Origin of the sequence: Aeromonas eucrenophila (genome assembly GCF_000819865.1) — a bacterium.
Taxonomy (GTDB): domain Bacteria; phylum Pseudomonadota; class Gammaproteobacteria; order Enterobacterales; family Aeromonadaceae; genus Aeromonas; species Aeromonas eucrenophila.
Genome location: NZ_CDDF01000005.1, coordinates 18,033 through 38,432 on the forward strand (window position 1 = coordinate 18,033; position 20,400 = coordinate 38,432).

23 protein-coding genes, 1 tRNA gene and 1 pseudogene are annotated in these 20,400 nt (G+C 62.0%); 24 read left to right on the forward strand and 1 reads right to left on the reverse strand.

What is annotated here, in order from left to right:
- The 19 genes from BN1124_RS04150 to galE all read left to right on the forward strand — a co-directional run bounded on the left by BN1124_RS04150 (position 1) and on the right by galE (position 16,786).
- Positions 1 to 861 (forward strand): adenine nucleotide alpha hydrolase family protein, encoded by an 861-nt coding sequence (locus tag BN1124_RS04150; protein WP_082041420.1) that lies wholly within the window; start codon positions 1 to 3, stop codon positions 859 to 861.
- 102 nt (positions 862 to 963) lie between these two features.
- On the forward strand, positions 964 to 1,521 hold the full coding sequence (locus BN1124_RS04155) for a DUF3157 family protein (RefSeq protein WP_042639476.1): 558 nt from the start codon (positions 964 to 966) through the stop codon (positions 1,519 to 1,521).
- Between the two features lie 185 nt (positions 1,522 to 1,706).
- Entirely contained in the window at positions 1,707 to 2,336 is a 630-nt protein-coding gene (locus BN1124_RS04160; protein WP_042639478.1) for an outer membrane beta-barrel protein, read from the forward strand.
- Between the two features lie 153 nt (positions 2,337 to 2,489).
- Positions 2,490 to 3,449, forward strand: coding sequence for a YbgA family protein (locus BN1124_RS04165; protein ID WP_042639480.1), 960 nt, complete (start codon positions 2,490 to 2,492; stop codon positions 3,447 to 3,449).
- A gap of 89 nt (positions 3,450 to 3,538) precedes the next feature.
- Positions 3,539 to 4,393: a MerR family transcriptional regulator gene (locus tag BN1124_RS04170; protein WP_042639481.1), complete on the forward strand. Its 855-nt coding sequence runs from the start codon at positions 3,539 to 3,541 to the stop codon at positions 4,391 to 4,393.
- Positions 4,390 to 5,826, forward strand: coding sequence for a deoxyribodipyrimidine photo-lyase (gene phrB, locus BN1124_RS04175; RefSeq protein ID WP_042639482.1), 1,437 nt, complete (start codon positions 4,390 to 4,392; stop codon positions 5,824 to 5,826). The genes BN1124_RS04170 and phrB overlap by 4 nt, the downstream gene beginning before the upstream one ends.
- Before the next feature lies 1 nt (position 5,827).
- Positions 5,828 to 6,256, forward strand: a complete 429-nt coding sequence (locus BN1124_RS04180; RefSeq protein WP_042639484.1) for a nuclear transport factor 2 family protein — start codon at positions 5,828 to 5,830, stop codon at positions 6,254 to 6,256.
- Positions 6,253 to 6,969, forward strand: coding sequence for an SDR family NAD(P)-dependent oxidoreductase (locus tag BN1124_RS04185; protein ID WP_042639486.1), 717 nt, complete (start codon positions 6,253 to 6,255; stop codon positions 6,967 to 6,969). The genes BN1124_RS04180 and BN1124_RS04185 overlap by 4 nt, the downstream gene beginning before the upstream one ends.
- Before the next feature lie 14 nt (positions 6,970 to 6,983).
- A complete protein-coding gene (locus BN1124_RS04190; RefSeq protein WP_042639488.1) occupies positions 6,984 to 8,234 on the forward strand; it encodes an NAD(P)/FAD-dependent oxidoreductase in 1,251 nt (416 codons plus the stop codon).
- Positions 8,231 to 8,968 (forward strand): DUF1365 domain-containing protein, encoded by a 738-nt coding sequence (locus tag BN1124_RS04195; RefSeq protein ID WP_042639490.1) that lies wholly within the window; start codon positions 8,231 to 8,233, stop codon positions 8,966 to 8,968. The genes BN1124_RS04190 and BN1124_RS04195 overlap by 4 nt, the downstream gene beginning before the upstream one ends.
- Complete coding sequence (locus tag BN1124_RS04200; protein ID WP_042639492.1) at positions 8,968 to 10,224, forward strand: SAM-dependent methyltransferase; 1,257 nt, start codon at positions 8,968 to 8,970, stop codon at positions 10,222 to 10,224. Before BN1124_RS04195 ends, BN1124_RS04200 begins: the two co-directional genes overlap by 1 nt.
- Before the next feature lie 3 nt (positions 10,225 to 10,227).
- A complete protein-coding gene (locus BN1124_RS04205) occupies positions 10,228 to 10,707 on the forward strand; it encodes a DUF2878 domain-containing protein (protein ID WP_042639494.1) in 480 nt (159 codons plus the stop codon).
- Positions 10,704 to 10,922, forward strand: a complete 219-nt coding sequence (locus BN1124_RS04210; protein WP_033130210.1) for a TIGR02450 family Trp-rich protein — start codon at positions 10,704 to 10,706, stop codon at positions 10,920 to 10,922. Before BN1124_RS04205 ends, BN1124_RS04210 begins: the two co-directional genes overlap by 4 nt.
- Entirely contained in the window at positions 10,879 to 11,415 is a 537-nt protein-coding gene (locus BN1124_RS04215) for a chalcone isomerase family protein (protein WP_042639496.1), read from the forward strand. The genes BN1124_RS04210 and BN1124_RS04215 overlap by 44 nt, the downstream gene beginning before the upstream one ends.
- A gap of 14 nt (positions 11,416 to 11,429) precedes the next feature.
- Complete coding sequence (locus BN1124_RS04220; protein ID WP_042639498.1) at positions 11,430 to 11,972, forward strand: DUF3833 domain-containing protein; 543 nt, start codon at positions 11,430 to 11,432, stop codon at positions 11,970 to 11,972.
- A gap of 130 nt (positions 11,973 to 12,102) precedes the next feature.
- Positions 12,103 to 12,570 (forward strand): Dps family protein, encoded by a 468-nt coding sequence (locus tag BN1124_RS04225; protein WP_021140949.1) that lies wholly within the window; start codon positions 12,103 to 12,105, stop codon positions 12,568 to 12,570.
- Between the two features lie 246 nt (positions 12,571 to 12,816).
- Positions 12,817 to 14,466: a hydroxylamine reductase gene (gene hcp, locus BN1124_RS04230; protein ID WP_042640826.1), complete on the forward strand. Its 1,650-nt coding sequence runs from the start codon at positions 12,817 to 12,819 to the stop codon at positions 14,464 to 14,466.
- A 203-nt stretch (positions 14,467 to 14,669) separates the two neighbouring features.
- On the forward strand, positions 14,670 to 15,677 hold the full coding sequence (locus tag BN1124_RS04235; protein WP_042639502.1) for an FAD-binding oxidoreductase: 1,008 nt from the start codon (positions 14,670 to 14,672) through the stop codon (positions 15,675 to 15,677).
- Positions 15,678 to 15,760: 83 nt separating this feature from the next.
- On the forward strand, positions 15,761 to 16,786 hold the full coding sequence (gene galE / locus BN1124_RS04240; RefSeq protein ID WP_042639504.1) for a UDP-glucose 4-epimerase GalE: 1,026 nt from the start codon (positions 15,761 to 15,763) through the stop codon (positions 16,784 to 16,786).
- Between the two features lie 128 nt (positions 16,787 to 16,914).
- On the opposite strand, the gene BN1124_RS04245 is transcribed toward galE, so the two are convergent.
- A complete protein-coding gene (locus BN1124_RS04245) occupies positions 16,915 to 17,664 on the reverse strand; it encodes a DsbA family protein (RefSeq protein ID WP_042639506.1) in 750 nt (249 codons plus the stop codon).
- A 198-nt stretch (positions 17,665 to 17,862) separates the two neighbouring features.
- Between BN1124_RS04245 and BN1124_RS04250 the strand changes: the two genes are divergently transcribed.
- The 5 genes and pseudogenes from BN1124_RS04250 (at position 17,863) to hcp1 (ending at position 20,356) form a co-directional block, all read left to right on the forward strand.
- Positions 17,863 to 17,950, forward strand: a tRNA-Ser gene (locus BN1124_RS04250).
- 63 nt (positions 17,951 to 18,013) lie between these two features.
- Positions 18,014 to 18,259, forward strand: a pseudogene (locus tag BN1124_RS21625) (YgjV family protein); the annotation flags it as partial.
- A gap of 579 nt (positions 18,260 to 18,838) precedes the next feature.
- Positions 18,839 to 19,603 carry a LuxR family transcriptional regulator gene (locus tag BN1124_RS04260; protein WP_042639508.1) on the forward strand — a complete coding sequence of 255 codons (765 nt, stop codon included), beginning with the start codon at positions 18,839 to 18,841 and terminating at the stop codon, positions 19,601 to 19,603.
- A complete protein-coding gene (locus BN1124_RS21170; RefSeq protein WP_156128054.1) occupies positions 19,593 to 19,751 on the forward strand; it encodes a hypothetical protein in 159 nt (52 codons plus the stop codon). The genes BN1124_RS04260 and BN1124_RS21170 overlap by 11 nt, the downstream gene beginning before the upstream one ends.
- 86 nt (positions 19,752 to 19,837) lie before the next feature.
- Positions 19,838 to 20,356: a type VI secretion system effector Hcp1 gene (gene hcp1, locus BN1124_RS04265; protein WP_042040620.1), complete on the forward strand. Its 519-nt coding sequence runs from the start codon at positions 19,838 to 19,840 to the stop codon at positions 20,354 to 20,356.
- The last annotated feature ends 44 nt before the right edge of the window (positions 20,357 to 20,400 follow it).

Here is a 20,400-nt window from a genome sequence, read left to right on the forward strand (position 1 = left end):
ATGTACGTCAATTTATCATCCGGGGCCGCTGTAATGGATGCCAATGTTGTCGTGCTGAATCGGGGATACGATCAGAGTTTTCAGACCAGGGAGCAGGGGTTTATCGAGACCCTGGCCGGTCATGACGAGCTGATCGTCACCTTCTCCGGCCGGCTGGAATCCTGCTACAGCATGGATCTGTGCCGTGCCAGCGGGGTCCGGTTCCGTGCCATCACGCTGGATAACCCGACCCTCAGCCGCAAGGCGGTGGCCAGGGCCAAGCGCTACTGCCAGCATTACGGCATAGCGCACCAGGTGATCAAGACCGATGAGATGATCTTCAGCGTGCACCTCGGCCATCTCGCCGACGTCAAGGATCCGGTGCGTTACCTCTGCCAGCTGCTGGGGCAGGATCATTCCCCGATCCTGTTGTCGGCCTCTGTCGAAGAGATGCGAGAATACCTGCGCCGTTTCGACAGCCTGCCCCCTAACACGCTCTGGCTCTTTGCCGAGCAGGGCATGACCAACCGGGACTTTCGCTATGGCTTTCAAAAGCGACAGCTGGATCTTTGGGGCAAGGGGGGGGAGAACTGCCTGAGCCGGCGCTTCTCCGATCCCGAGTCGCTGGACAGGCGCCACCTGCGCATGGTCGACATGGCCGAGCAGTTGCTCTGTGACATGGGGCTGGAAGGGGTACAGGTTTACTTCCATACCCTGGCCGACAGGGTCACCACCCTGGCGCGGGTCCAGACGCCCACTAGCCTGCGAGCCCGGGTGTTCGACATGCAGGCAACCATATTGCAGGCGCTGCTCGGTGCCCAGTTCGATCTGGTCACCCTGGACATGGTGCCGGGCGAGGATCCCCATGCCTTGGCCATCTGAGAGCGGGGGAGGGAGAGCACGGTAACGTGAGTCGGGTCATAGGCAAGGACGACCCGACTCTCTATACTGACGCCCTCTGCTTCTCCACCGAGCCATTAACCTATGAAGCCCCTGTCCCGACTGCTGGTTGCCCTCTGCCTCTCCCCTCTGTTGGTCCAAGCCGCCCCTCTGACTCAGGTCACCTTGCCGGATGGACGCCAGGTGCAGCTCAACGACGACTTCACTTGGGAATACCTGCTGGTCAAGCCGGCCACCGCGGCCACCACGGCCGAGGCGGCGACGGGCGCCGCAGTGGCACCTGTGTTGACCGAGCAAGCCCTGACCAATCCGGACATGCTCTCCCAGGCCGTCAAGGATGGCATCACCGTCAAGCTGAACCGGATCGAGGGTGAGGATCCGCTGCAACTGCAATTCATGCTGAGCAACACCGGCAGCCGCAACGTGGTGCGGGTGAACGGCAGCGTCACCCTGTTCAACGCCAAGGGCACTCAGCTGTCGAGCCAGGAGGTGCACTTCTGGGTCGGAGAAAACCGGCTGCCCGACTCCTATCTGCGCAAGGGTGAACAGCGCCCCTCCCGGGACATCGAGCTGGCTCGCCCGGCGGGCCTCAGCGGCAAGCCGCTGGTGCGGGTGCAGATCGACGAAGTCGAGTTTCGCTGAGCTTTGGAAAACGGGCCTCATGGCCCGTTTTCCTGTTCAATTGTTAACCCGGTAACCGCCAGCAATATTTGCTTACATCTGACATCGTTTGGCAACAGCTTGCCGCTCGGCTCCTCACCCTTTGCCCGTCACAATGACCCCATTCCAGTTAGGTCCCGCCTAACTCAACACATGGAGTCAATGAAATGCAAAAAGTCGCACTGTCTGTTCTGGTTCTGGCCGGTCTCTCTTCTACCTCCGTCATGGCACAGGACGCCTTCAGCTACGCCAAGGGCGCCGCTACCTGGGCTCACACCAATTCCGACTTCGTCGGTGGCAAAGACAGCAACAACCGTGACTTCGGTGGTCTGAGCCTGGACTTGTCCAAGAGCTTCGGTTCCAACTACTACGGTCGCCTCGGCTCCGAATACACCTCCCGCAACAGCGGCAACGACAGCATGGCCATCACCAATCTGGGGATGGGGGTGTTCACTCCCCTCAGCACCGGCCTGAACCTGTACGGTGAAGCCGGCCTGATGGGCTACAGCATGGAGCGTGAACTGGCCAACAACGTGAACGACTCCGGCTGGGATAACATCACCCGCAAGCAGAGCGGCAGCCTGTACGGTGAAGTGGGTCTGCGTTACGACCTGGGCGTGATGGAACTCTCCACCGGCTATCGCTACGCCAACATGACCGACGACATGCACGATTTCAAGGTGGGTGCCGCCTACAAGGTCAGCCAGAATCTGGCCCTGACCGCCGATTACACCTACCGCAAGTGGGACCTGCAACAGGGCTCCATCTCCAGCCTGGGTGTGAAGTACAGCTTCTAACGCTTCCTTTCTGTGGTGTCTTGGTTTTGCCCATGGTTTCGGCCATGGGCTTTCTTGTTTGTCCGTTTTTCTTCTCTCATTTAATCTTGTACATCTTTACCTATCTTGTACAACTGCTATAACTGAACGAATAGTTATACGCCGGAGGTTGTCATGTACAAGATTAAGGTGGGGATCAGCGCCTGTCTGCTCGGTCAGGCAGTCCGTTTCGATGGCGGCCACAAGCGTTCAAGCTTCTGTGAACGGGATCTTGGGGCTCACTTTGACTATCACCCCGTATGCCCCGAGATGGCCATCGGTCTGGGGGCGCCGCGCGCCGCCATCCGGCTGGTCAGGCGCAAGGGGGAGATCCGCGCCGAGGCCAGCAACGGCAGCTTCGACGTGACGGACAAGCTGATCGCCTTCAGCGAGCAGCAGGCCGGCCAGCTCGATTTTCTCTCCGGTTACATCCTCTGCGCCAAGTCGCCGAGCTGTGGCATGGAGCGGGTGCGGGTCTATTCTGCCGGTGGCAAGGAAGCGGGCGGTGAGGGCGGTGCCAAGGAGGGGACAGGGCTGTTTGCCAGGGCGCTGATGGCGGCCAACCCCCTGCTGCCGGTGGAGGAGGATGGCCGGCTGTGCGATCCCGTGCTACGGGAGAACTTCGTGCTGCGGGTGTTTGCCTATCACGACTGGCAACAGCTGCTCGCCCGTGGGCTCAGCGCCGCCGCTCTCATCGGCTTTCACTCCCGCTACAAGTATCTGGTGCTCTCTCACGCCACCGGCCACTACCGGGCGCTCGGTACCTTGCTCGGCAATCTGGGCAAAACCAACCTGCAGGAGGTGGCCGAGCGTTACATCCAGGGGCTGATGACGGCCCTGACCTTGCGGGCCAATCGGCGCAGCCACACCAACGTGCTGATGCACCTGCAGGGCTACTTCAAACGGGTACTGACCCCCTCCCAGAAGCAGGAACTGACCGAGGCCATCGACAAGTACCGCGTCGGTATCTTCCCGCTGCTGGTGCCCCTGACCCTGCTGCGCCACCACCTGCGCGAACATCCCAACCCCTATCTGGCCGAGCAGGTCTATCTTAATCCTCATCCGGAAACGCTCAGACTCAGATATGGACTATGAGTAAGGCTGAAGACGACGCTTTCCATGGCCCCGTGGTCGCCACCAAGGCGGCTAACCTGGGGCATCCTCTCTTATCAAATGGACTCCACATGCAAGAAAAGGCGATTTACCCCATCCGCGAGGTCTCACGGCTGACCGGCGTCAATGCCGTCACCCTGCGGGCCTGGCAACGACGCCATGGCCTGGTGCAACCAGCCCGTACCGAGAAGGGACACAGGCTCTACAGCGAACAGGATATCCGGCAGATCGGCGAGATCCTGAGCTGGCTCGAGCGGGGGGTGAGTATTGGCCAGGTCAAGGGGTTGCTGAGCGAGCCGGACCGTCCCCTTGCCAGCGATCACTGGCAGCAGAGCATGGCGCAGTTTGGCGAAGTCATGCTCGCTTTTAATCAGCGCAAGGCCGAGGCCCTGCTACAGGAGCTGCTCACCAGCTACCCCTTCGAGCTGGTTCGTAGCCGAGTATTGCAACCGCTGCTGGATCAACTGCTCGGCCTGTGGCGCGAGCGGCCCGATGGGGAGCTGCTGCAGCGCTTCTGGCTGGGCTGGCTGCAGGCTCACTTCGGTCGCCACCTCATCGAGCAGGAGAAGGGGAGCCCCGTCTGCCTGGCGAGCTGGGGCCAGGTCGGCCCGTTGGACCTGCTCTGGTGCGCCTATGAGCTCGTCAACCAGGGCCAGGAGGTACATCTGATCGGCCCCTGCGAGCCGAGGGGCGCCGCGCTGCTCGGCGGACGGGTACCCGATCGCTGGTTGGTGTTGCTGGGGGCCGGGCTCGGCAAGGGGGATCTGGCCGAGCGATGGCCTGCCTCGGCCCGGCTGTTCGGGGCGCTGGGTAGCCTCTATGAGCCGGCCTGGCTGGCGGAGCAAGCCTGGTCACCGACCCTGTCGGCCGCGCTGGCCGACCCGCGGGCACAGGGTTTGTCGGGCGGCGAGGGCAAGGGATCATGAAACTCGTCTGGTTTCGCAGCGATCTGCGTCTGGCCGACAATCCGGCCCTGCGCCACGCCTGCGCCGATTGGGAGGGCGAGAGAGGCGAGGTCGCGGCTCTGTTCGTCATCAGCCCCGCTCAGTGGCAACAGCACAAGGTGGCCCCCATCCGGCAGCGTTTCCTGCTGGCCCAGCTCGATGAGCTGGGCAAATCGCTGGCGGCGCTTGGCATTCCCCTGCACCTGCTGCGGGTAGAGACATTTGCCGAGGTGCCGGCCGAGATCGGTGCCCTGGCGAGCCGGCTCGGGGTGCGCCAGCTCTACGCCAATCAGGCCATAGAGCTCGACGAGCAGCGCCGGGATCTGGCGGTGAGCCAGGCGTTGCAGGGGCAGGGAGTCCAGAGCCACTGGTTCAACGGCTGCTGCGTGCTGCCGCCGGGGCGGGTGCTGACCGGTTCCAAAGAGATGTTCAAGGTGTTTACCCCCTTCAGCCGCGCCTGGCTCAAGGCCCTGGAGGAGGACGGCTTCGTCATCCACCGTGCCCCGGCGCCGCGGGGGGCGCCGTTGCCATGGCGACCGCTCTGTGAAACGGGTCTGGTCGACCCCGATTTTTGGGATGGGAGCCCGGATCCACGCTGGCCTGTGGGGGAGGCCGAGGCCCAACGCCGGCTGCACGCTTTTCTGGAGCTGGGGGTGCTGGACTATGGGGAGACCCGGGACTTTCCGGCCCTGGCCGGCACTTCCACTCTCTCCCCCTATCTGGCGGCGGGGATCGTCAGCCCGCGCCAGTGCGTGGCAGCCTTGCAGCAGCGGCTCGGCTACCGGCCCCAGTCCAAGGGGCAACCCGGCTTCGTCTGGCTCAATGAGCTCATCTGGCGCGAGTTTTATCGCCACCTGCTGATGCTGGTGCCGGCCCTCTCCATGAACCTGCCGTTCAAGGCCGAGACCCGGGCCCTGCCCTGGGGCTGGGATCCGGCGGCGCTCTCGGCCTGGTGCGAGGGGCGCACCGGTTACCCCATCGTCGATGCGGCCATGCGTTGCCTTAATGCCACCGGCTGGATGCACAACCGGTTGCGGATGATAGTGGCGAGCTTCCTGACCAAGGATCTGCACCTGCACTGGCGGCTCGGGGAGGATTACTTCATGAGCCGGCTGGTGGACGGCGATCTGGCGGCCAACAACGGTGGCTGGCAGTGGGCGGCGGGTACAGGTGCCGATGCGGCCCCTTACTTTCGGGTGTTCAATCCCACCACTCAGGGCCAGCGCTTTGATCCTGACGGCAGCTTTATCCGTATCTGGGTGGCAGAGCTCAAGGATGTGCCGACCGCCCTGTTGCATCAGCCTCACGACTGGCTGGTGCAGCAGGGGAGAGGGGATTATCCGGCTCCCATGGTGGATCATGCCAAGGCACGGCTGAGGGCCATCGAGATGTTTCAGGAACTGGAGAGAAAATAGGATGAAAGAACCGCTGGCCCACTTTATCGTCCTCTACCTGCAACTGGACAGGCAGCAGTTGCACCGGCTGCCGGAGATCTATGCCGAGCAGGTGGTCTTCATCGATCCGGCGCACCGGATCGATGGGCTGGCGGCACTCACCCGTTATTTCTCCTCCCTGTATCAGCGACTGCACTACTGCCGCTTCGAGATAGTGAGCCAGCAGCAGCAGGGCAATGAGGCCTGGCTCGGCTGGATCATGACCTTCTCCCATCCCAGGCTCGCCGGTGGTCAGCCGGTGCGGGTCGAGGGGGCGACCCAGTTGCAGTTCGATGCCTGGGGCAAGGTGTGCCTGCACCGGGACTACTTCGATCTCGGCGCCATGCTCTACGAGCAGCTGCCCCTGCTGGGGCGCCTCATCCGCGCCATCCGCACCAGGCTGGGCGCATGAGCGGGCGGGTGCTGATCACCGGCGCCAGCTCGGGCCTCGGCCGCCAGCTGGCGCTCACATACCGCCAGGCGGGCTGGCAGGTGTGGGGCTGCGGCCGCGACGAGGGGCGGCTGGCCGAGCTCGCGGTTGCAGGGATTATCCCGCTGCGCTTCGATGCCCGCGATGGTGACGCTACTGCCGCGGCGGCCGCTGGCTTGCCGCCGCTGGATCTGCTGATCCTCAATGCGGGTAGCTGCGAATACATCAGGGATGCCCACCAGTTTGATGGCGCCCTGTTCGCCCGGGTCATCGACACCAACCTGGTGGCCACCGGCCATGCCCTTGCCGCCTTCCTGCCGCTGCTTGGCAAGGGATCGCGGCTGGCCATCGTCGGCTCGGCGGTGAGCTGGCTGCCACTGCCCCAGGCCGAGGCCTATGGTGCCTCCAAGGCGGCCCTCGACTATCTGGCGGCCAGCCTGCGCCTCGATCTGCAGGGGACCGGCATAGGGGTGACCCTGATCCGGCCCGGCTTCATCGAGACCCCATTGACCGCCCGCAATCGCTTCGCCATGCCCTGCCTGCTGCCGGTCGAGACGGCGGCCCGGCTCATAGTGCGCGGCCTCGCCGCCGGTCGGTCACAGATCCATTTCCCGTTTCGTTTCATATTGTTATTGCGCCTGCTTGGGGCGCTCCCCTTGGGCCTCTGGCTGCGCCTGGCCCGCCACCTCACTTAGCAAGGATGCCAAGTATGAAGAGAAGGATCGCCATCGTCGGCTCGGGGATCTCGGGACTCACGGCCGGGCACATGCTGCATCGGCACCATGACATCAGCCTGTTTGAGGCCGCCTCCGTGCTGGGAGGGCACACCGCCACCGTCGATATCAGCCAGGATGGCCGCAGTCACGCCATCGACACCGGCTTCATCGTGTTCAACGACAGAACCTATCCCAATTTCCTGAAACTGCTGGCAAAAATCGGGGTGGCCCGCCAACCCACCGAGATGAGCTTCTCGGTCAAGAGCGAGGGGCTGGAGTACAACGGCCACTCCCTGGCCAGCCTGTTTGCCCAGCGCAGCAACCTGCTGCGGCCCCGTTTCTACCGTTTCATCGCCGAGATCCTGCGCTTCAACCGCGCGGCCCGCCGCTGGCTGGCTACACCGCAGACGGGAAGCGGGGAGCCGAGCCTGGGGGCCTTCCTGCAGGGGGGCGGGTTCAGTGACTACTTCGCCCGCCACTACATCTTGCCCATGGGGGCGGCCATCTGGTCATCCACCCTGGCGGACATGCGCGCCTTTCCCCTCGGCTTCTTCCTGCGTTTCTTCGACCATCACGGCCTGCTCAACGTCAGCAATCGCCCCCAGTGGTACGTGATCCCCGGGGGCTCGCGAGAATACATAGCCCCCCTCACCGCCGGCTGGCAGTCGCAGATCCGTCTGGCCTGCCCGGTGCAGGGGATCCGGCGGGTGAGCAGTGGCGTCTTGATTCGGAGCGCCCGCGGCGAGGAGCAGTTCGATGAGGTGATCCTGGCCTGCCACAGCGATCAGGCGCTGGCCCTGCTTGCCGATGCCACTGAGCGGGAGCGGCAGATCCTCGGGGGCATCGTCTATCAGGCCAACGATGTCTGGCTGCACACCGACGTCGCCAGCTTGCCCAAGCGGCGTCAGGCCTGGGCCAGCTGGAACTATCAGCTCGGCGACGACGAGCAGGCGAGGCCCCTGGTGACCTACAGCATGAACATCCTGCAGGGGCTTGAATCCAGCCGCGAGTTTTGCGTCAGCCTCAACCCCGCCGGCAGGGTGGATGAGCGCAAGGTGCTGAGGCGCTTCGTCTACCATCACCCCGTGTTCAACGAGGCCGCGCTGGCGGCGCAGGCATCGCGCGGCGAGATCTGCGGGCAACGGCATACCCACTTCTGTGGCGCCTACTGGTACAACGGCTTTCATGAGGATGGGGTGCGCAGCGCCCTGGATGTGACCCGTCGCTTCGGAGCCGAGTTATGAGCGCCGCCCTCATCAGCGGCATCTGGCAAGGGGCGGTGCGCCATCGCCGCTTCGCACCCAGGCCCCATGCTTTCTCCTACCCTCTGTTCATGCTGGGACTGGATCTGGACGAGTTGTCCGACTTGCAGCTGGGCCCCTGGTTCGGGGTCGAGCGCGCCGGCCTGCTCTCGTTTCGTCGTGGCGATTACCTGCGCGGGACGCGGGGGCCGCTCAAGCAGGCGGTATGGGACAAGGTGGGCGAGCTGGGAGGGGCGGCCCAAGGGGGCAGGGTATTGCTGCTGGGCAATGTACGCTGCCTCGGGTTCTACTTCAGCCCGGTCAACTTCTACTTCTGCTATCAGGGGCGCGACGCCCGCTATCTGCTGGCCGAGGTCTCCAACACCCCCTGGAACGAGCGCCACTATTATCTGCTGGATTTGGCGGCGCTGGTGCCCCACGACAAGGACTTTCACGTCTCCCCCTTCATGGCGCTGGCCATGCGCTATCACTGGCGCATTCGCCCGCCGAGGGAGGAGACCCTGATCCACATCGAGAGTCATCCCCAAAGCGGCGATCCCAAGTTGTTCGATGCCACCCTGGCACTGGCCCGCGCGCCACTGTCCAAGCGGGGGCTCGGCATGCTGTTGCTGCGCTGGCCCTGGATGACCATGCGAGTGCTGCTCGGCATCTATTGGCAGGCGCTGCGGCTCTTCATCAAGCGGATCCCGCTGTTTACCCACCCGGAGACTCACTAATGGAACTGGTGCAACTCACAACCTCCATCCCCCTGCTCGATCGCTTTGCGCGGCAACTGGTGCTCCGGCTGCTTGGGCACCTGCAACATGGTCAGCTGCTGCTGCGTGACGGGGAGGCGAGCCTCACCTTCGGGGAGCCTGGGTCGGATCTGCAGGCCGAGGTGGTGGTACTGGATCCCGCCTTCTACCGACGGCTCCTGCTGGGGGGCAGCATAGCGGCGGGGGAGACCTGGGTGGAGGGGCTCTGGACCAGCCAGGCACCGGTCACCCTGGTGCGGCTGCTGGCCCGCAACATGGGGATGCTCGATCGGCTGGAGCGGCGATTTGGCTGGCTCAGCTTTCCGCTCAACAGGCTGCGGCACTGGGGTAGCCGCAATACTCTGACCGGCTCAAGGGTCAACATCGCGGCGCACTACGACCTCGGCAACCGGCTCTATCAGGGCTTTCTCGACAGCCACATGCAGTATTCCAGCGCCATCTACCCGGCCGCGGATGCCACTCTGGAGGAGGGGCAGCAGGCCAAGCTCAGGACCATCTGCGAACGATTGGCACTGGGGCCGGATGATCACCTGCTGGAAATCGGCACGGGCTGGGGCGGGCTTGCCATCTACGCCGCCCGCCACTACGGCTGCCGGGTCACAACCACCACCATCTCCCAGGCCCAGCACGATCACGCCCGCGACTGGATTGCGGCGGCGGGGCTCGAAGATCGCATCACCTTGCTGCTGGAGGATTATCGCAAGCTGGAAGGGCGCTACGACAAGCTGGTCTCCATCGAGATGATAGAGGCAGTGGGTCATGCCTTTTTACCAGACTATTTCAGGCAATTATCTCGCCTTCTTAAACCCGGCGGCCGCCTGCTGATCCAGGCCATCACCATCGCCGATCAGCGCCACGCCCGGTATGTGCGCAGCGTCGACTTCATCCAGCGCTACATCTTCCCCGGCGGCTGTTTGCCGAGTGTCTCCCAGATGGCGGGACTGCTGGCCCGGGAGACCGACATGCAACTGGTGCGCCTGCATGATCATGGTCACCACTACGCCCGCACCCTGGCCCACTGGTGCGAGCGCTTCCTGGCGCTGGCCCCCGAGCTGCCGAGGCTCGGCTACAGCCAGGACTTCATCCGGCTGTGGCACTTCTATTTCGCCTATTGCGAGGGGGGCTTCTGGGAGCGAGCCATCAGCCTGGTGCAGCTGGAAGCCGCCAAGCCTGGACCGGACGGCTGGTCGGGGGACAGGCCCGTGAACTTCCCTTAAATCATGCGGGGCTGGCTGCAACTGCTGGGGTTCAACCTCTACTGGTGGCTGGCGGTGGTATGGCAGCAGCCGGGCCCGCTGCTGTTGCTGCTGGGGCTGCATCTGCTCTGCTCGCCGGATGCCCGAGGGGATCTGCGGTTATGGCCGCTGGCGCTGGCCGGTTGCCTGCTCGATGCCCTGCTGTGGCGGCTCGGGTTGTTCGAGTTTCCCCATGGCTTTCCCCTCTGGCTGGAGCTGCTGTGGCTCGGATTTGCGATGACCCTGGGCCAGGGGCTGCGCTGGTTGCTGGTGTTGCCCCGCTGGCAGCAGGGGCTGCTCGGCATGGTGGGGGGAACGGGTTCCTATGTGGCGGGAGCCGCCTTGGGATCGGTACACTTGTCATGGGGCATCGGGATCAGCGCCCTCACATTGGCGCTGATCTGGGTGTGGTGGTTACCCGTATTGCTGTGGGTAATGGTCAAGCTGGAGGGTGAGCCAAGATGAGCACCTTTTCGACCGATACGCTGCTGTTTTCGAAGTGGACCAGGGAGGGCCAGCAAGGGCCAAACGCGCACTTCTATCTGGTGGTCTCCTGCCAGCGGGATGCGCAGGGGCTGCTGGCTCGCGTGGTGTTGCAGGATATCAACACCTTGCAGGAACAGGAGATGAACTGGCATGAGCTGGAAGATCCCACCCGCTGGCACATGGGCTGGAACTAGCCTGCTGATCTGGGCGCTGTGCTGGCCACTCGCCGCCAATGCGGAAACGCTCCCCTGGCAGCGACTGCGCACCGTCGGTCAGGGGCAGATGCACTGGCTCTGGTTCAAGCTCTACGACGCGACCCTCTACAGCCAGACGGGCCACTATCGCCCGCAGCACTATCCGCAGGCCCTGACCATCACCTATGCCAAGTCCATTTCCCGAGAGGACCTGCTCGCCGCGACCGGGCAGGAGTGGCAGCGACTCGGGGTGGGCAACCAGGATCAGCGACGCCGCTGGTTGCAACAGCTGGCGACCCTGTGGCCGGATGTGAGCTCGGGGGATGCATTGACCTTCTACGTGGATGACGCCGGGCTTGGCCACTTCTGGTGGCGAGACAAGCCGCTGGGCACCGTGCCTGATCCTCAGTTCCCGGCCGCGTTTCTGGCCATCTGGCTGGCAGACAACAGCCGCGATCCCGCCCTCACCCGCCGCCTGCGCGGCCAACCCTGATACCGGAGTCCCTCATGCCTCTCTACCGCACATGGCGCATTCTGCTGCTGTGGCCACTGTTGCTGCTGGCAGCTTGTGGCGCCAGCCTCGATGACTATAGAGGGCAGGGCCCGAACTGGGATCTCGCCCGTTTCTTCAATGGCAAGCTCGTGGCTCACGGCCTGGTGACCGACCGTAGCGGCGAAGTGACCAGTCGCTTTCGGGTCGAGATGCAGGGGCGCTGGCAGGGTGGCAAGGGGGAGCTGTTCGAGCAGTTCTATTTTGACGACGGCCGCCGGCAGACCCGCACCTGGTTTTTGAACAAGGGGGCGGACGGACACTGGCGCGGCACCGCCTCGGATGTGGTGGGGGAGGCGGTGGGCAAGACGGCAGGCTTTGCCCTCAACTGGCGCTATCAACTCGATCTTGCCCTGCCGGACGGGGAGGTAGTGAGGGTCAGTTTCGATGACTGGATGTATCTGCTGGATGAAGATCGCCTGATCAATCGTGCCGAGATCAGCAAGTTCGGCATTCACCTGGGGGAGGTGATCCTCTATATCGAGCGGCTTGAGCGATGAAAGCATGTGCTTTTCCCGCTGACGATAGTCATTCGCTATCAATGGGCAAGGCACAGACGATTGTCCTTTGAGTCTATACGGGGATATTCTAGCCCTGTTCCCGAATTTGATGTCCACCTGGAGGTAAATGATGAAGAGCCCAATCGGTCTTGATACCGTCCAATCGCAAGCCCTGGCCGCCGAGCTGAACAAGTTGCTGGCCAGCTACCAGATCCTCTACATGAACGTGCGCGGCTTCCACTGGAATATCCGCGGCAACCAGTTCTTCGAACTGCACCTGAAGTTCGAGGAGATCTACAACGATCTGCTGCTCAAAGTCGATGCCCTGGCCGAGCGTATCCTCACCCTGGACGGGGTGCCCATGCACAGCTTCAGCGACTACTTGAAGGTCTCCGCCATCCCCGAGCAGAAGGGGCTGCACGATGGCCGCGCCTGCGTCGAGTCCCTGCTGGAGAGCTTCCGCGAGCTGCTGGTGGCCCAGCGCCGCATCCTGGGGCAGGCCGCCGAGGCCGGTGACGAGGGCACGGCCTCCATCCTCTCCGACTACGTGCAGCAGCAGGAAAAGCTGGTCTGGATGCTGCGAGCCTATCTGGCCTGACGTCAAAGGGGCTGGATGCAGCATAATTAAGGCTGATCCGCCCCTGTTGTGCTCGAATATTGTTGCAAGCCTGAGTCGTCTTTCCCCTATATCTACCCCTTTGCCGCCCTGTTTGGGCGGCTTTTTTGTTTTTGATCTGCATCAATGAATACTTAATTGGTAAATTGAATGCCTATTAAGTTTTTACCGGGGGGAATAGAATCGCCACAAAACAAGTAACTGAAATGTCCAATTAGGAGAGGCATGATGTTTTGTGTGCAATGTGAACAGACAATTCGTACCCCGGCAGGCAATGGCTGCGCTTACGCGCAAGGTATGTGCGGCAAGACGGCCGAAACCTCGGATCTGCAGGATGTGCTGATTTATACGCTGCAAGGCCTCAGCGCCTGGGCGTTGGCCGCCCGCGAGCACGGTATCGTCGATGACGAGATCGATGCCTTCGTGCCCAAGGCGTTCTTCGCCACCCTCACCAACGTCAACTTCGACTCGGCTCGCATCGTCGCCTACGTCAATCAGGCGCTGGCCCATCGTCGTCACCTTGCCGCTCGCCTGGCCGAGCTGGCGGTGCAAGTGAACGAACTGCCCGCCGCCGCCGGTTTCGAGCCCGGTGACGAGCTGCTGGCCCAACTGGCCAATGCACCGCAAACCGCGGTCAACCGCGGCAAGCATGAAGTCAACGAAGACATCATGGGGCTGCGTCTGCTCTGCCTCTACGGCCTCAAGGGCGCCGCCGCCTACATGGAACACGCCCGGGTGCTGGATCAGCAAGACAGCGCCGTGGCCGCCGAATTCCACCGCATCATGAGCTGGCTGGGCACGGATCCGAGCGATCTGGATCCCCTGTTCAAGTGCGCAATGGACATCGGTCTGCTGAACTTCAAGATCATGGAAATGCTGGATCTCGGTGAAACCACCGCCTTCGGCCACCCGGAGCCGACTCAGGTCCGCGTCACCCCGGTGCCGGGCAAGTGCATCCTGGTCTCCGGCCATGACATGGTGGATCTCAAGCTCATCCTGGAGCAGACCGCAGGCACTGGCATCAACGTTTACACCCACGGTGAGATGCTGCCCGCCCTGGCCTACCCCTTCTTCAAGCAGTACCCGCACCTGGTGGGCAACTATGGCTCCGCCTGGCAGAACCAGCAGAAGGAGTTCGCGAACTTCCCCGGCGCCGTGGTGATGACCTCCAACTGCATCATCGACCCGAACGTGGGCGACTACAGCGATCGCATTTTCACCCGTTCCATCGTCGGCTGGCCTGGCGTGACCCACCTGGAAGGGGAAGATTTCTCCGTCGTGGTTGCCAAGGCGCAGGCGCTGGAGGGCTTCAAGCACGTTGAGCTCGAGCACTTCATCACCATCGGCTTTGCCCGCAACGCCCTGATGCAAGCTGCCCCTGCGGTGATCGACAAGGTCAAGGCCGGCGAGATCAGCCACTTCTTCCTGGTCGGTGGCTGTGACGGCGACCGTGCCGAGCGCGCTTACTACACCGAGTTTGCCAAGGCGATTCCGCAGGACAGCCTGTTGCTGACCCTGGGTTGCGGCAAGTACAAGTTCAACAAGCTCGACTTTGGCGACATCGGCGGCATCCCCCGCCTGCTGGACGTGGGTCAGTGCAACGACGCCTACTCCGCCATCCAGCTCGCGCTGGCGCTGTCCGAGGCGTTCGAGTGCGGCGTCAACGATCTGCCGCTGACCCTGGTGCTTTCCTGGTTCGAGCAAAAGGCCATCGTCATCCTGCTCACCCTGTTGGCGCTCGGCGTGAAGGACATCCGTACCGGCCCGACCGCACCGGCCTTCCTGACCCCGGCCCTGCTCAAGGTGTTGGAAGAGCAGTTCGGTCTCAAGGGAACCACTACTGCAGAGGCGGATCTGGCCGAGATCCTGGCTGCTTGATCAAGGTGCGGGAGACATAGTCCGGTCTCAAGGGCACCACCAGGGCCGAAGCCGGTCTGGCCGAGATCCTGGCGGCCTGATCCGGGCTTTTTCCGGCCAGACGCATTTCGCATGTTGTAAGCCTTTGGCGAGCCGATTGGCTCGCCTTTTTTTCAAACAAGGCTGTTCATCAGACCTTTTACATTCGATAGAGGAGCCTAGTGATGAGCTCAACGTCTCTCACGCTCAGATGCACCGCACGCCGGGCGGATACCCACGATGTGACCAGCTGGCAATTTGCCTCGCTAACGGGCGACCTGCCCCCCGTGCTGGCCGGCCAGTGCATCACCCTGCACACCGAAATAGACGGCAAGCCCCAGTGCCGCGCCTATACCCTCTCCTCCAGCCCGCAGGATGCCTGTTGGCAGGTCACCATCAAGGACGTGGGGCTGGTCTCTCACCATCTGCACCAGAGCCTCCAGGTGGGGGACGAGATCCGGGTCGAGGGCCCCTTCGGCGACTTTCATCTGACCGCCTTGCCCTGCGAGCGACCGCTGCTGCTGAGCGCGGGCTCCGGCATCACCCCCATGTGGGCCATGCTGCGGGACGAGCTCGCCAAGCGACCCGAGGCGGATGTTCGCTTCATCCACAGCGCCCGTTCCCCCCAGGATGTGATCTTCGCGGGTGAATTGGCCGCCCTGGCAGAGGCACATCCCGGTGTGCGCCATGGGCTGGTGTTGGAGCAAGCCCCCGAGACTCACCCCTGGGTTGGTCGGCTCAGTCCGGAGATGCTCAAAGAGCTGGCGCCAGACTTGCTCAGCCGCCACGCCTACCTGTGCGGGCCGGCGCCTTACATGACGGCGGTCTGCACCATGCTGACGGCGCTGGGGCTGCCGGCAGATCAACTGCATCAGGAGTCGTTTGGCCTGCCTTCTGTTGCATCAGGAGCGGCGCCGGTTGCGGCCGCCGGCGACCATTTCTGGCTGACCCTCAAGAAGAGCGGCAAGAAGGTGAAGATACAGCCGGGACAGACCCTGCTGGCCGCGCTGGAAGGGGCGGGGGAGACCATGATGGCGGCCTGTCGCGCCGGGGTGTGCGGCTCCTGCCGCTGCACCACCACCGGTGAGATAGAGCGCCAGAGCGTGATGACGCTGAGCGCGCAGGATCTCGAAAACGGGGTGGCGCTGGCCTGCTCCTGCATCGCCAAGGGGGATGTCAGCCTCGACTATTGATGGCGCCATGAGCATCCCTGTCTTCTCCCGTTGAAACCGGGCGGGTACACTTGGCCCAGTTTCAACGGAGCACGGGATAAAAAATGACAATCTTGGTCACGGGGGGCGCCGGTTACATCGGCTCCCACACCCTGGTGGAGCTGCTGGAGGCCGGGCAGCAAGTGGTGGTACTGGATAACCTCTCCAACGCATCGCCGGAATCCCTCAAGCGGGTCGAGCGGATCACCGGCAAGGCGGTCACCTTCGTCGAGGGGGATATCCTCGACCGTGTTTGCCTGCAGGCGTTGTTCGCCAAGCACAGGATCGAATCGGTTATTCACTTTGCCGGATTGAAAGCGGTAGGGGAGTCCAGCCAGATCCCGCTCACCTACTACCAGAACAACGTGACCGGTACCCTGGTGCTGTGCGAGGAGATGGCCATGGCCGGGGTGTTCCGGCTGGTGTTCAGCTCCTCGGCTACCGTGTACGGGGATCCGGCTTCGGTACCGCTGCGGGAAGACTTCCCTACCGGCGCCACCAACCCCTACGGTCGCTCCAAGCTGATGGTGGAGGAGATACTGCGGGATCTTGCCAAATCCGATCCGCGCTGGGCCATCGTCCTGCTGCGCTACTTCAACCCAGTCGGCGCCCACCAGAGCGGTCTCATCGGCGAAGATCCCAACGGCATCCCCAACAACCTGCTGCCCTACATCAGTCAGGTCGGGGTGGGCAAGCTCAAGGAGTTGGGGGTATTCGGTGACGACTATCCGACGCCGGACGGCACCGGGGTACGCGACTATATCCACGTGGTGGATCTCGCCATCGGCCACTTGAAGGCGCTGGCACGCATCGCAAGCGACACCGGGGTGTTTACCTACAACCTCGGCACCGGCCAGGGTTACTCGGTGCTGGAGATGATCCGTGCATTCGAGGCGGCCAGTGGTCGCCCCATCCCTTATCAGATCAAGCCCCGCCGCCCCGGCGACATCGCCGAATGCTGGGCCGAACCTACCCTGGCCCGTGACGAGCTGGGCTGGCAAGCGATGCGTGGGCTGGAGCAGATGATGGTGGACACCTGGCGCTGGCAAAGCCAGAACCCGAATGGCTATGGTCCTGCTGCGAAGCCGTGATCAAGGGTCATGCGCAGCTCTTCGCCTTGCTGACCGCTTCTCGCGACGGCCTATCAGGCTTGATGGTTTGCAGCATGAATAAAAAACGCCCCGACATTGCGGGGCGTTTTTTATGGGGGCGGGCAGGATTACTGAATGCTCTTGCCCGCGCGCACGTCCTTGATGATGGCCTGCAGGCTGGCCAGATCGCGCGGGGCACCACGCAGGATCTGATCGCCGATGATGAAGGCCGGCGTGCCCGAGATGCTCATGGCTTCGGCCAGGGCCCGGTTGGTGCCAAGGTTCTGATCGATGCTGCCATCCTTGATCTTCGCCTCGACCTTGCTCCAGTCCACCCCGGCGGCCTTGGCGACGGCTTTCACCTGGGCTTCGTCGGACAACGGGCCCTGATGGGCATACAGCTTGTCGTGGAAGGCCTGGTACTTGTCGGGCTGGCCGAGCTGTACCGCCAGCGCCGCGCGGGCGGCGTAGTAGGAGGTCTCGCTCAGGATGGGGAACTGCTTGTAGATGTAGCGGATCTCCTTGTCTTCGCCGAGCAGTTGCTGGATGAGCGGATGAGCGCGCTTGCAGTAGCCGCAGTTGTAGTCGAAGAACTCGACCACGGTCAGGCTGCCCTTGGGGTTGCCGCTTTCAGGATCCTTGTTGGAATAGAGCTGCTTGGCATGAGCCTCGATCAGCGACTTGTCGTTGGCGGACTGCTGGCTCTCCTGCTTGGCGCGCAGGGCGTTGGACATCTCGACCAGTATTTCCGGGTTCTTCACCAGATAGTCGCGCACTATCTGCTCGACATCCGTCTTGGTCAGCTCACTCGCCTGCAGCGGCGCCGCAAGCAGGGTCGCGCCAGTCAAGGCGGCGATCAGGGCATGTTTGATTCTCATAGGTCCAACTTGCTGGGAATATCGTGGAGGCCACTATAGTGGTTGAGTCTGTTTTCAAGTCAAGTTGTCCGGCTTAAAAAGCACGGCTTGTGCCCAATTTACGGGTTTTATGCGTCATTTAGCCCAATAAATCGGCAAACAGTCAGGGCGGGGATTTACAAGCCAGATCGCGATGGGTAATATTCTGCGCACTGCTGCGGAGGGGTGGCAGAGCGGCTGAATGCACCGGTCTTGAAAACCGGCGATGGGCGACCATCCGTGGGTTCAAATCCCACCTCCTCCGCCATTTATATAGCCCAATCGATTGAATCGGTTGGGCTTTTTTGTGTCTGAAAATTCTGGTGCGTACCCGTTGGTGTTGCTCCCTCTGCTGGCCAGCCTGTTGCAAACCTGAGCCGCCTTCTGCCTGAATGACAACCTGCGGCGGTGCTGGATACTGCTAACTCCCCTCTAGTGGCTGGTCAGCATCCTGCTGATGGGCGCCCCCGTGACGGCCCTGATGGAGGGACTCTTTCTCATCAGCCATCTGGTGAGTTATTACCGCTTCCACGTTCGCAAGACACCCATCCAGAAGGATTGCCAGCAGGCACGATGAAGGGCCCTATGGCCAGTCCATCCAGGGAAAAACCTGCTCGATACCGCCAGAATAGGGCCCATCATTCGTGGTATGAATGATGGCTCGATAGTCATAAATCAGAAGAATAATCAGAGAGCGAACGTGGGCAATCGCCAGCCATCTTGGCGGCGACTTCCGGGTCCTGGCTTTCCCCGTCGGTCTGGAGACGTTTTGCAACAATAGGGCGTGGTGTACTTGGCTAAGAGTCGGGCTGCCAGGGCCAGCAGCCTCGCCTTGCCCACGCCAGAGATCCTCATGTCAGTTGAGGAGTGGCAGTTGACTATGCTGGCATCTGTGCTTTTAACACATTGAATTTATGCATGATTATCGAGATAAATCATATAATGCCTTATTAATCATGTAATAACTGGTGTTTTAGAGGATTTGATGAGCATTGTCCTCGTCCGACATGATTACGCATTTATGTACTCCAAGTAGCTGAATAACTTGTTCTTTATTTTTTGTATCTCAATTGTTTCAACCTGTTAACATGCGATTCAGCGCCCATTGGGTTTTCTGTTGAACAATAGAGCTACCCTTTCCAAGCGACATCGTGACATGGATACAACTGACGCATTAGACCTCATCTCCCAGTTCGACCGAGCCGGCGATGAAGGCACCATAGTGGCCTTGCTGCGCAAGCTGACGGTGCAAATGGGGTTCGATCATTTTCGTCTGGCGCTGATTTTCCCGAATACCATACAACGGCCGGATGTCATCATCTTCAACGGCTGCCCGCAGGCCTGGGTGGATGCCTATACCCGGGCCAATTTCCTGGCCATCGATCCCGTGGTGCTGCGTGGCATGGTGCAGAGTACCCCTATCCTGTGGGCGGACCTCATGAGCGAGGGAGCCTGCGATGAGCAGAGTCTGGCGGTCATGACGCTGGCCCAGGAGGCAGGGCTGCGCGATGGCATCACCTTCCCCTGGCACGGTGCCAATGGCCATGTAGGCCTGCTCTCCCTGATCAGCCGCGAACCTCGCAGCAGTCAGCAGTGGCTGGCCGTTACCCCTTCTCTCACCTGGTTATCCATGCATATCTTCGAGGCCGTTGCCCGGGTATGCCTGGTGGGTCTGTCGCCCCACGATGCCTTGAGCCTGCGCGAGCTGGAAGTGTGCCGCTGGGCGGCGGAGGGCAAACAGGTGAGTGACATCGCCCAGATCCTGGGGATCACCCCGCGTACTGTGACGTTTCATCTGAACAACGTGGTCACCAAGCTGGGGGCGAGCAGCAAGTGCCAGGCCATCTCCTGGGCCCTCAAGCAGGGGGTCGTCAGATTGAATGTCGAGCTGGCGTCTCTGGTCAATGTGGATGAGAAGTAGTGATCTCGTCTTTATGGAGCAAAAAATGGCGCGCAATTCAGAGTTTTATGCCGCCTGGGCAATCATTGGTGGTTTAAAAGAGGGTGAGACACAACTTGTTGCGCCATTCATGCTGATGATTGCGCAGGGTTTGCTAGTAACACATTGAAATATATCAATAAAAATGAGTGGCATGGTCACTGCTAAGGGTTTCGGTCGAGTGTCATTACCGTTCAACCCATCAGGAGCATACCCATGCCAACTCCATGTTATATCAGCATCGAAGGTAAAACTCAGGGCAACATCACCGCCGGTGCCTTCACCTCTGACTCCGTCGGCAACATCTTCGTGCAGGGCCATGAAGACGAGATGCTGGTTCAGGAATTCCAACACGTCGTCACAGTGCCGACTGATCCGCAATCCGGCCAACCTGCCGGCCAGCGTGTCCACAAGCCGTTCAAGTTCACCGTCGCGCTGAACAAAGCCGTACCGCTGATGTACAACTCCCTGGCTTCCGGCGAGATGCTGCCGACAGTGACCCTGAAGTGGTACCGCACCTCGGTCGAGGGCAAGCAGGAACACTTCTTCTCGACCGTGCTGACCGACGCCACCATAGTCGACATCGACTGCCAGATGCCGCACTGCCAGGATCCGGCAAAGTCCGACTTCACCCAGCTGATCCAGGTCTCCCTGGCCTACCGCAAGATCGACTGGGAGCACACCGTTGCCGGCACTTCCGGTGCCGATGACTGGCGCGCGCCCATCGAGGCTTAATCCTCGGTGTTATCGAGCTATTCCTTGTAGTGCATTTCTGGGCC